Source organism: Segeticoccus sp., from assembly GCF_035708005.1.
The window spans coordinates 1-10,127 of sequence record NZ_DASSTI010000075.1; the positions used below are offsets into that span (position 1 = coordinate 1).

8 protein-coding genes and 1 pseudogene are annotated in these 10,127 nt (G+C 72.3%); 8 read left to right on the forward strand and 1 reads right to left on the reverse strand.

Going from position 1 to position 10,127, the window contains the following annotated elements; genetic code table 11:
• Together VFL99_RS08620 and VFL99_RS08625 are read left to right on the forward strand one after the other, a co-directional pair.
• The coding region (locus VFL99_RS08620; RefSeq protein ID WP_325105935.1) for a flavodoxin domain-containing protein at positions 1-564 on the forward strand (564 nt) is incomplete at its 5' end.
• Positions 565-699: 135 nt separating this feature from the next.
• Complete coding sequence (locus tag VFL99_RS08625; protein WP_325105936.1) at positions 700-1,944, forward strand: patatin-like phospholipase family protein; 1,245 nt, start codon at positions 700-702, stop codon at positions 1,942-1,944.
• Between the two features lie 69 nt (positions 1,945-2,013).
• On the opposite strand, the gene VFL99_RS08630 is transcribed toward VFL99_RS08625, so the two are convergent.
• Positions 2,014-3,351, reverse strand: coding sequence for an anhydro-N-acetylmuramic acid kinase (locus tag VFL99_RS08630; protein WP_325105937.1), 1,338 nt, complete (start codon positions 3,349-3,351; stop codon positions 2,014-2,016).
• A 189-nt stretch (positions 3,352-3,540) separates the two neighbouring features.
• Between VFL99_RS08630 and VFL99_RS08635 the strand changes: the two genes are divergently transcribed.
• From VFL99_RS08635 to VFL99_RS08660, 6 genes and pseudogenes are all read left to right on the forward strand, one after another.
• Entirely contained in the window at positions 3,541-4,917 is a 1,377-nt protein-coding gene (locus VFL99_RS08635) for a sugar ABC transporter substrate-binding protein (protein ID WP_325105938.1), read from the forward strand.
• Positions 4,910-5,857 (forward strand): carbohydrate ABC transporter permease, encoded by a 948-nt coding sequence (locus tag VFL99_RS08640; protein WP_325105939.1) that lies wholly within the window; start codon positions 4,910-4,912, stop codon positions 5,855-5,857. Before VFL99_RS08635 ends, VFL99_RS08640 begins: the two co-directional genes overlap by 8 nt.
• Positions 5,858-5,936: 79 nt before the next feature.
• On the forward strand, positions 5,937-6,845 hold the full coding sequence (locus VFL99_RS08645) for a carbohydrate ABC transporter permease (protein ID WP_325105940.1): 909 nt from the start codon (positions 5,937-5,939) through the stop codon (positions 6,843-6,845).
• Positions 6,842-8,458 (forward strand): beta-N-acetylhexosaminidase, encoded by a 1,617-nt coding sequence (gene nagZ / locus VFL99_RS08650; RefSeq protein WP_325105941.1) that lies wholly within the window; start codon positions 6,842-6,844, stop codon positions 8,456-8,458. Before VFL99_RS08645 ends, nagZ begins: the two co-directional genes overlap by 4 nt.
• Positions 8,459-8,479: 21 nt before the next feature.
• The gene (locus VFL99_RS08655) at positions 8,480-9,385 is read left to right on the forward strand and encodes an NAD-dependent protein deacetylase (protein WP_325105942.1); all 906 of its coding nucleotides are present in this window, start codon (positions 8,480-8,482) and stop codon (positions 9,383-9,385) included.
• 554 nt (positions 9,386-9,939) lie between these two features.
• A pseudogene (locus VFL99_RS08660) lies at positions 9,940-10,127 on the forward strand (nitroreductase family deazaflavin-dependent oxidoreductase); the annotation flags it as partial.

Below are 10,127 nucleotides of genomic sequence, written 5' to 3' on the forward strand. Positions count from 1 at the left end.
GTCAGTCTGGAAGTCGTGGCCCCCACCGAGGAGATGAGGCAGATGAAGGTCCTCGTGGCCTATGAATCCGTCCATGGCTCGACCCGGTCGATTGCCGAGAACATCGCAAGATCACTTGCCGCCCACTTTCAGGTCACAACACGGCCGATGCGCGAGACCGACGATCTGAGTGCATTTGACGCGTTCGTCCTCGGCAGCGCTGAGCGCGGCAGGACCTGGGTGCCGCAGGCGAACGAATTCCTCCGGCATCACACTGACCAGCTGACGGGCAAGCCGGTGTGGCTGTTCAGCGTCGGAGTCTCCGGCGCCATGCCGCGACCCCTGCGCCGGGTCGTCCGTGAGCGGGAGGAGCGCGAACTTGTCCTGTCCACCCCCGCCGGACTCCAACCCCGGGGCAGGAGGGTGTTCACGGGCATGGTCCGTCGCGACTGGCTGTCTAGCAGAGGCGACCGGTTGTGGTTGTCTATCGGCCGGGAACACGACCGTGACCTCCGAGCGTGGCCCGAGATCATGAGCTGGGCGCAAGAGATCGCCGCCGCGCTGGAGGCACCGGTCGCGTCATGAGCCGGGACCGTGGCGTCGTCGTGCCCCGGACCAAAGGACGTTGAACTGAATCGGTATGGAGGATGCTTGGCGTGAATCTACCGCCGCGACGCGTGTCCGGCAGGGTTCGTCGGGCCGGCGTGGTTGAGTGCCGCCATGTCCGCAGTCCCCGACAAGTCGACCACCGGCGGACCGGGCGGGGTGCCCGCCCAGCCGCGCCACGGGATCGCGCTCTGCCTGTCCGGCGGCGGCTTCCGCGCGGCGCTGTTCCACCTCGGTGCCGCCCGCCGGCTCAACGAACTCGGCGTCCTCGGCCGGATCCGCACCATCAGCAGCGCCTCGGGCGGCGCGATCACCGCGAACCTGCTCGCCGACCCACGGCTGACCTGGCCGACCGAGCACACCTCGCACGGCTCTGAGGTCGGCGGCTTCGAGGAGCACGTCGCCACGCCGCTGCGCGAGTTGTGCAGCCACAACCTGCGCACCCCGGCCCTGCTGAAGAAGCTCTGGCCGCCGCGCTGGTTCATGCCCGACAGCGGCGCCCGGGCGCTCGCCGACGAGTTCGCCGACCACGTCCCGTGGTGGTCGCGCGACCTGCGCGACAACGCCGCCGACGGCCCGGCGATCTTCACCGGCGCCACCGAGGTCGCCTACGGCGTCGACTGGGTCTTCGCCGACCCCAACGCCGTACGTCCCCACGGCCGCGTGGGCGACTACCGCCTGGGGTATGCCGAGCCGCCACCCGGGCTGCGCATGGCCGACTGCATCGCCGCGTCCTGTGCGTACCCGCCGTTCTTCGCTCCGATGGTCCTCGACGGCTCGGCGATGGGGCTGACCGGCGGCCACCGCGGCCATGCCTCGCCGGGCGAGGTCGAGCAGATCCGGGCGCACATCGAGCTCACCGACGGCGGGATCTACGACAACCTCGCCCTGGAGCCGGTCTGGAAGGACCACCACGGCGTGCTCGTCAGCGACGGCGGCACCGTCTTCCGGGCCCGCACCACCCACACCCCGTGGGGGCAGATGCTGCGCATCCTCGGCATCGCCACCAGCGGCGGGCGCAACACCCGGCTGCGCTGGCTGCACGCCGGATTCGCCCGCGACGTGCTCGAGGGGGCCACGTGGGACCTCGCCGACGTCGTGCCCGACACCTACCCGCCGAAGGTCACCGAGCTCATCAACGCCATCCGCACCGACCTCGACGCGTTCTCCGAGGCCGAGCAGCAGGTCCTGGAGCGGCACGGCTACGTGGTCGCCGACGCCGCCGTCCACGCCCACGTGCCCGACCTCATCGTCCGCGACGCGCCGCTGCGCCCGCCGCACCCGGAGGTCGCCGACCCCGAGGTGGCCGCCCGAGCGCTGCGCGGCTCCTCCCGTCGCACCCTGCTCGGCCGCTTCTGAGCCCGCCCGCCGCGACTGTTGCCGGAAGACGGCGACTGGGGATCCGCCCTTCGCCAGCAACAGTGGAATTCAGGGGTCGACGACCAGCGACGTCGGCGGCTCCGCCCACGGCTCCGGCAGCCGTAACGGCCCGGCCCCCGGAACGATCGCCCCGAGCCGCGACGCGTGCCGGGCGCCGGTGCACTCCGGCAGCGCCGCCGGAGCCCCGTGCCAGGCGAAGTAGCCGAGCAGCGCCATCAGGCACGCCTCCTTGGCCTCCTCCGGTATGCCGAGCACTCCCGTCCCGCGCACCGTCCCGTCCCAGCGCGCCTCCAGCCGCCGCCGGAGGTGGCCGTTCGCGAACCCGCCGCCGGAGACGTACACCGTGCCGCAGTCGTGCTGGACCAGTGCCGCCGCGATCGTGGCCGCGGTCAGCTCCGCCAGCGTGGCCATCAGGTCGGCGCCGACCACCTCGGGGTGGGCCCATCGGTGCCGGTCCAGCCACGCGGGGCTGAAGTACTCCTTCCCGGTCGACTTCGGCGCCGGCCGGGTGAAGTACGGGTCGGCCAGCATCTCCGCCAGCAACTCCGGGGAGACGGTGCCGGTGGCGGCCAGGGCGCCGTCCTCGTCATACCCGTGGGGCAGGTCGAGCTCGCGGGCGAGCAGGTCCATCAGTCCGTTGCCCGGGCCCGTGTCGAACGCCACGGCGTCGTCCGGGCGCACCACCGTGAGGTTGGCGATTCCGCCGAGGTTGAGCGCGGCCGGCACATCGGCGGCGGCACCGCCGGCGGCACCGACGGCGCTGCCGGCGCTCCCCTCGGCGCCCGACCGCTCCCGCAGGAGCAGCACGTCGAGCAGCGAGACCAGCGGCGCCCCCTGCCCGCCGGCGGCGATGTCGCGGGCGCGCACGTCGGCGACCACCGGGGCGCCGGTCGCCTCGGCGATCCAGGCCGGCTGGCCCAGCTGCACCGAACCGAGCACCCGCCCGTCCTCGACGAGGTGGTAGAAGGTCTGCCCGTGCGAGACCACCAGGTCCACGCCGCCACTCCCGGGCTCCCGCGCAGCGCCCAGCTCCGGAGCCGCCAAGACCGCCTCCGGAGCCGCCAAGACCGCCTCCGGAGCCGCCGAGACCGCCTCCGGAGCCGCCGAGACCGCCTCCGGAGCCGCCGACACCGCTTCCCGAGCCGCCGACACCGCCGCCGCGGCGAACTCCCGCCCGACCGCCGTGTCGACCTCCGCCACCGTCCGGGCGGCGATCGGCGCCGGGGGCAGGGAGGCGACGAGGGCGGCATACGTCTGCTCGGCGTAGGGCGTGGTGCGGTGGGCGAGCAGGCGCAGCCGCACCCGGTCGCCGTCGCGGGTCAGCTCGGTCACGGCGGCGTCGATGCCGTCGAGCGAGGTGCCGGCCATGAGCCCGAGCACGATCACGCGGCCACCTCCGACAGGCCCCGAGCAAGCACCGGTCCATCCACCGCTTGGAGGGGTTGTTGCGGCTTCGTCACAACGCTCGAAAATCGTTGACAGTGCGTAACTTCACTGCGAAGGTTACCAACGGTCACCGGGAGGTCGCCCGGCGTGCCGGTCGTGGACGGATCGAGGAAACCCATGAAGCGCAGAATGGCAGTCACGGCAGCCGTGGTCACCGTCGGTGTCGCCCTCGCGGGGTGCGGCAACAGCCTCGGCTCCTCGTCGGGGCAGAGCGCCGCCGCGAGCGGCGGCTCGTCCGGCGGATCGGGCGGTTCCGCTGATTCCGGCGGATCCGGAGGCTCGGGCGGGTCCGGCGGCGGCCTCGGCGGCGCCACGAAGGGCACGCTGGACGTCTGGATCATGGACGGCACCAACGTCGACCAGGAGCAGTACTTCAAGGCCGTCGACCAGCAGTTCGAGGCCAAGCACCCGGGCGTGAAGGTCAACGTGCAGTTCGTGCCGTGGACCGCCGCGCACGACAAGTTCACCACGTCGGTCGCGGGCGGCAAGGGCCCGGACGTCGCCGAGATGGGCACGACCTGGAACCCCGAGTTCGCGGAAGCCGGAGCGCTGGCCGACCTGACCGGGCCGATGGAGTCCGACGGCGTCAAGGACTCGATGGTGCCGGGCAGCCTGCAGTCGACGATGTACCAGGGCAAGTACTACGGCGTCCCCTGGTATGCCGGGGTGCGGGCGATTGCCTACCGCAAGGACTGGTTCGACAAGCTCGGGCTGCAGCCGCCGAAGACGTGGGACGACCTGGTCAAGGTCGGCAACGTCATCAAGCAGAAGATGCCCGACGTGCAGCCGTTCGCCGTCGCCGGTGACTACGAGTACGAGCTGTACCCGTTCATCTGGGGTGCCGGTGGCGCGGTCGCCAAGCAGGAGGGCGGCAGGTGGGTCGGCACGATCAACAAGCCGGAGGCGGTCAAGGGCATCGAGTTCATGACCGGCCTGACGACCAAGCACCACTTCTCCCCGCAGGGCGCCGCGACCTGGGACGCCACCAACGTGGTGAAGAACTTCGAGCTCGGCCGCGTCGCGATGACCCCGCTGGGCCAGTGGGAGGTCGCCACGCTCTACAAGGACAAGCCGCAGCTCAAGGGCAAGATCGGCACGATCGTCTTCCCGACCCCCCAGGCCGGCGACAAGTCCGAGTCCTTCCTCGGCGGCTCGAACCTCGTGGTGTGGAACTCCTCGGACATGAAGCAGATGGCTTGGGACTGGGTCAAGCTCATGTCCTCGGCGAAGGTCCAGCTGCAGTGGGCCAACGACACCCGCTTCTTCCCGACGGTGAAGTCCGTGGTCGACAAGCCGGACTGGGCCGCCAGCCCCGAGATGCAGGCGTTCATCACCCAGTTCAAGCAGGGCCGCAACGTGCCGAGTGCTCCGGCGTGGGGCGCCGTGCAGGGTGACAAGGTGATCCCCAACATGGTCCAGTCCATCCTGACCGGACAGGCGAGCGTGCAGGACGCGGCCGACACGGCGAACAAGGAGATCGAGGCGAAGCTGAACAGCGGTGGCTGATGCCCTCGTCGAACCGACGCGGGAGCAGCGGGCGGACCGGGCGAGGCGGCGACGCCGCTTCGACCCGATGCCGCTGCTGCTCCTCGGGCCGGCGCTGGCCCTGATCGTCGGTCTGCTGCTCTACCCGCTGCTCGACACGCTGTGGCTCTCGCTGCACGAGGTCAGCCTGCGCGGCCTGGTCACCGGCGAGCTGCCGTGGACCGGCATACACAACTTCGTCACGCTGGTGCAGGACGGCTTCTTCTGGCAGGTCTTCCGCAACACCGTCGGCCTCGCGATCGCCTGCGTCGCCCTCACCATGGTGCTGGGCACCCTGGTCGCGCTGCTGATGGACCGGCTGCCCGCGTGGGCGCGCGTGCTGCTGTCGCTGGCGGTGCTGGTGCCCTGGGCCACCCCGAAGGTCGCCGCCACGATCGTGTGGAAGTGGATCTTCGACGACCAGAACGGCGTGTTGAACTGGGCGCTGAGTTCCGTGGGACTGCAGCAGTTCCTGCACTTCAACTGGTTCATCGACCCGTTGCGTGCCTTCGCGGTCATCACCGTGCTCATCGTCTGGCAGTCCTTTCCCTTCGTTGCCCTGTCCATGTATGCCGGGCTCCAGACCGTGCCGGGCGAGGTCCTGGAGGCGAGCCGGGTCGACGGGGCGAGCCCGTGGCGGGTGTTCTGGAGCATCAAGGTCCCGTTGCTGCGCCCGGTCATCGCGGTGCTGCTGATCCTGTCGACGATCTGGGACTTCAAGGTGTTCTCGCAGGTCTACGTGATGACCGGCGGCGGCCCGGCCCGGTCCACCTACGTGATCGGGCTGTACTCCTACCTGACCTCCTTCCGGTCGCACGACTTCGGCATGGGCGCCGCGCTCGCGGTGGTGATGCTCGTCGTGCTGCTCCTGGTCACCGGCGCCTACATCCGGGCGATGTTCCGCCAGGGGGAGCTGCGATGACAGGGAGCTGCGATGACAGGGAGCTGCGATGACAGGGGAGCTGCGATGACAGGAGAGTCGCGATGACGGGAGGGCAGGTATGACGACCGTGTCGGAGCCGCTGCGCGCGCAGGCGACGCGGCGGGTCGCCGGGCGACGCCGGTCCCGCCGGCGCCTGACGCGACGCACCGTCAGCGGCGTGCTGCTCACCCTCGCGGCACTGCTGGTCGCCGCGTTCGCGGTGTTCCCGTTCTACTGGATGGTCATCACCGCGCTGAAGCCGAGCAGCGAGATCTTCACCCGCACGCCGCTGTGGTGGCCGCACCACGCCACCTTCAGCCAGTTCCGTTCGGCGCTGGTCGGGCAGGGGATGGGCCGCTACTTCCTCAACACCCTCATCGTGGCCGGCTGCACCGTCGTGCTGTCGACCATCGCGGCGGGGCTGGCGGCACTGGCGGTCTCGCGCCTGCGGTTCCGGTTCCGCACCTCCGTCCTGGTGCTCGTGCTGGTGGTGCAGATGGTCCCGTTGGAGGCGCTCGTCATACCGCTGTTCATCATGATGAACCAGGCTGGCCTGTACAACACGCTCGCCAGCCTGGTCATCGCCTACATCACCTTCGCGCTGCCGTTCGCGATCTGGATGCTCAAGGGCTTCTACGACGCGATCCCGACCGAGCTCGAGGACGCCGCGATGGTCGACGGGTGCACCCGGGTCGGTGCGTACTGGCGGATCCTCGTGCCGCTCGTCGCGCCGGGGCTGGTGGCCACGAGCATCTTCGCGTTCATCGAGGCGTGGAACGAGTTCCTGCTGGCGCTGACGTTCCTGCAGGACGACAGCAAGTTCACCCTGCCGATCGCGCTGAACGCCTTCATCGGCGTCGAGGGGCAGACCCAGTGGGGGCCGCTCATGGCGGCCTCGGCGGTGTTCACCCTGCCGGTGCTCGTGTTCTTCATCCTCGTCCAGAAGCGCCTCGCCGGAGGCCTGGTGCAGGGAGCGGTCAAGACATGAGCGGTCCGCAGGAGCTCGCCCAGCAGTCGGACGCCCCGCCCGCGCCCACGGTGGACCCGCGGGTGGCCGGGGTGCTGCTCGTCGGGTTCGAGGGCACGACGGCGCCGGACTGGGTGCGCCGCTGGGCGGCCCAGGGGCTGGCCGGGGTGTGCCTGTTCGCGCGCAACTGCCTCTCCCCGGAGCAGGTCGCTGCGCTGGTCGCCTCGCTGCGGGCCGAGCGCCCGGAGCTGCTGGTGGCGATCGACGAGGAGGGCGGCGCGGTGACCCGGCTGGAGGCGCAGACCGGCTCGACGCTGCCGGGCAACGCGGTGCTCGGAGTGCTCGACGACCCGGCCGCCACCTCGGCGGCTGCGGCCGTCGCGGCGGACCGGCTGCGGGCGGTCGGGATCGACCTCAACCTCGCGCCGGTCGCCGACGTCAACGTCAACCCGCGCAACCCGGTGATCGGCACGCGGTCCTTCGGCGCGGACCCCGAGCTGGTCGCCCGGCACGTCGCGGCCTACGTGCAAGGCCTGCAGTCGCGCGGGGTGGCGGCGTGCGCCAAGCACTTCCCGGGGCACGGTGACACCTCGGTCGACTCCCACGTCGGCGTGCCCACCGTCGACCACGACCGGGTCACGCTCGAGGAGGTGGACCTCGCGCCGTTCCGCGCCGCGGTCTCGGCGGGGAGCCGGGCGATCATGACGGCGCACCTCCACGTGCCCGCGCTGGACAGCGCGCTCGCCACGTTGTCGCGGCCGATCCTGACCGGGCTGCTCCGTGAATCGCTCGGGTTCTCCGGTGTCATCGCGACCGACGCGCTGGAGATGCGGGCGGTCGCCGGGACGGTCGGGATCGCGGAGGGCGCCGCGCTGTCGCTCGCCGCCGGGGCGGACCTGGTCTGCACCGGGCTGCGGCAGGCACCCGGCCAGCTGGCCGCCGATGGTCTCCTGCGTGCGCTCGAGGACGGGCGACTGGCCGCGTCGCGGCTCGAGGAGGCCCGCGCGCGGGTGCGCGACCTGGCGGCGTGGTGCCTGGCCGGCCGACAAGCCCGGTATGCCGACCCGCCCCACCTCGACCTCGTCCAGGTCGTCCGCGGGGCCGCCGTGCGCCACGACCCGCACGGCCGGCTGCCGCTGTCGGCTCCCGTCGTGGTGGCCGAGGTCAGCAGTCCGGTCTTCACCGGGACCGGGGGAGCGGGCGCACAACTGGGGCCGGCTCTGGCGGTGCGGTTGGATGGCCACGCCGCTGGCGGTGCCGGTGCAGGACAGCCGGCTCGGTCCTCGGCCGAGGCCGTCGAGAGCGGGTCCGTCGTGGCCGGACCGCTCGTGGCCGGCCCCGTCGTGACCGGGCCCGTCGTCACCGTGCCCGTCCACGGCGAGCCGGCCCGCGTCGGCGAGGCGCTCGCGGCCGCCCGGGACGCCGCCCTCGTCGCGGTGGTGCGCGACCTGTCGACCGCTCCCGCCAGCCGGGAGGCCCTCGACCGGCTGCTGGCCGAACGCCCCGACACGGTGGTCGTGCTGACCGGCTTGCCGGGCGACGTCTCGCTGTTGCCGCCCGGCTGCGCCCACGTCGCGGTCCACGCCCCGGGCGCCACGCACCTCGCTGTCGCGGCCGAACTGCTGACCCGCTGAGCGGTCCCGCATACTGGAGTCGTGCGGCAGGGAACTGAGGTGCGCTTCTCCGGCGCCGTCGATGCGACCCCGCACACCAGGGGCTCCACCGCCGGTCCGAGCGTGCAGCGCGAGGCCCTCGAGGCGCTCGCCGCCATGGTGCGCCGCGGCAACGTCGTGGTCCTCACCGGCGCGGGCATGTCGACCGACTCGGGCATCCCGGACTACCGCGGCCCGGACGGCAAGCGTCGCGTCACGCCCATGACGTATGGCGAGTTCGTCACCTCGGCGCCCGGGAGGCAGCGGTACTGGGCGCGCAGCTACGTCGGGTGGCGGCGGTTCCGGTCGGCCCGGCCGAACGTCAGCCACCACGCCGTCGCCGAGCTCGAGCGCCGGGGGCTGAGCCGGACCGTCATCACGCAGAACGTCGACGAGCTGCACCAGAAGGCCGGCGCCCGCGAGGTGATCGAGCTGCACGGCACGCTCGACCGGGTGGTCTGCCTGACCTGCGGCGAGGCGTACCGCCGTGACGACATCCAGGCGTGGCTGACCGAGGCCAACCCCGGGTTCGACCAGGCGGCCGGCGGATCCATCCGGCCGGACGGCGACGTCGACCTGCCGCCGGAGGCGATCGACGGGTTCCGCGCGCCGCGCTGCCTGCTGTGCGGGGAGGACCAGCTCAAGCCGGACGTCGTCTTCTTCGGCGAGTCCGTGCCGAAACCGTTGGTGGCGCAGTGTTTCGACCACGTCGAGCAGTGCAGCGGCGTGCTGGTGCTCGGGTCGTCGCTGGCGGTGATGTCCGGCTACCGGTTCGTGCGGCGCGCGCACCGGCTCGGGATCCCGGTCGCGATCGTCACGCGTGGCTGGTCCCGGGGTGATGGCGAGGCGACGGTGCGGCTCGACGCGCCGCTGGGGGAGACGCTCACCGGGCTGCTCGAGCTGGTCTGAGCCGGGCGGCCGTGTTGCGCCACACCGGGCCGGTGTTGCAGCCGGGGCTCGGTGCGGGAAACCGGCCCGCGCCGGCGTGTTGTGCCGCCGGGCCGGCGTTGCAGCCGGGGCTCGGTGCGGGAGACCGGCCCGCGCGGGCGTGTTGTCCCACCGGGCCGGCGTGTTGTGCCGCCGGGCCGGTGTTGCAGCCGGGGCTCGGTGCGGGAAACCGGCCCGCGTCGGCGTGTTGTGCCGCCGGGCCGGCGTTGCAGCCGGGGCTCGGTGCGGGAAACCGGCCCGCGCCGGCGTGTTGTGTCACCGGGCCGGTGTTGCGACCGGGGCTCGGTGCGGGAAACCGGCCTGCGCCGGCGTGTTGTGTCACCGGGCCGGCGTTGCAGCCGGGGCTCGGTGCGGGAGACCGGCCCGCGCCGGCGTGTTGTGCCGCCGGGCCGGTGTTGCTACCGGGGCTCGGTGCGGGAGACCGGCCCCCAGGCTGGGCCCCGCCCCTCAGCTGCCGACGATTCGCCGGCCGCTCGACCCACGAGCGACATCACCGCGGGTGGATGCTGGACCTCGTGACACCATCTCCGCCCGCCCGCCTCGTCAAGGTCAGCACGCCGGTGATGCGCCGAGCCGCCGGCCACCGGCTGCTGCCGATCTGGGCCGTGCTCCGGCACGTCGGCCGCACGAGCGGCGCCACCTACGAGATCCCGATCGCCGTCCTGGTCACGCCGGACAGCTTCGTGATCGGGATGCCGTGGGG

Bases quoted from the DNA above. Each gene is read 5' to 3' on its own strand.
- VFL99_RS08645 (WP_325105940.1), top strand. From the start codon at position 5,937: ATGACGACCGTGTCGGAGCCGCTGCGCGCGCAGGCGACGCGGCGGGTC.
- VFL99_RS08625 (WP_325105936.1), top strand. From the start codon at position 700: ATGTCCGCAGTCCCCGACAAGTCGACCACCGGCGGACCGGGCGGGGTG.
- VFL99_RS08635 (WP_325105938.1), top strand. From the start codon at position 3,541: ATGGCAGTCACGGCAGCCGTGGTCACCGTCGGTGTCGCCCTCGCGGGG.
- nagZ (WP_325105941.1), top strand. From the start codon at position 6,842: ATGAGCGGTCCGCAGGAGCTCGCCCAGCAGTCGGACGCCCCGCCCGCG.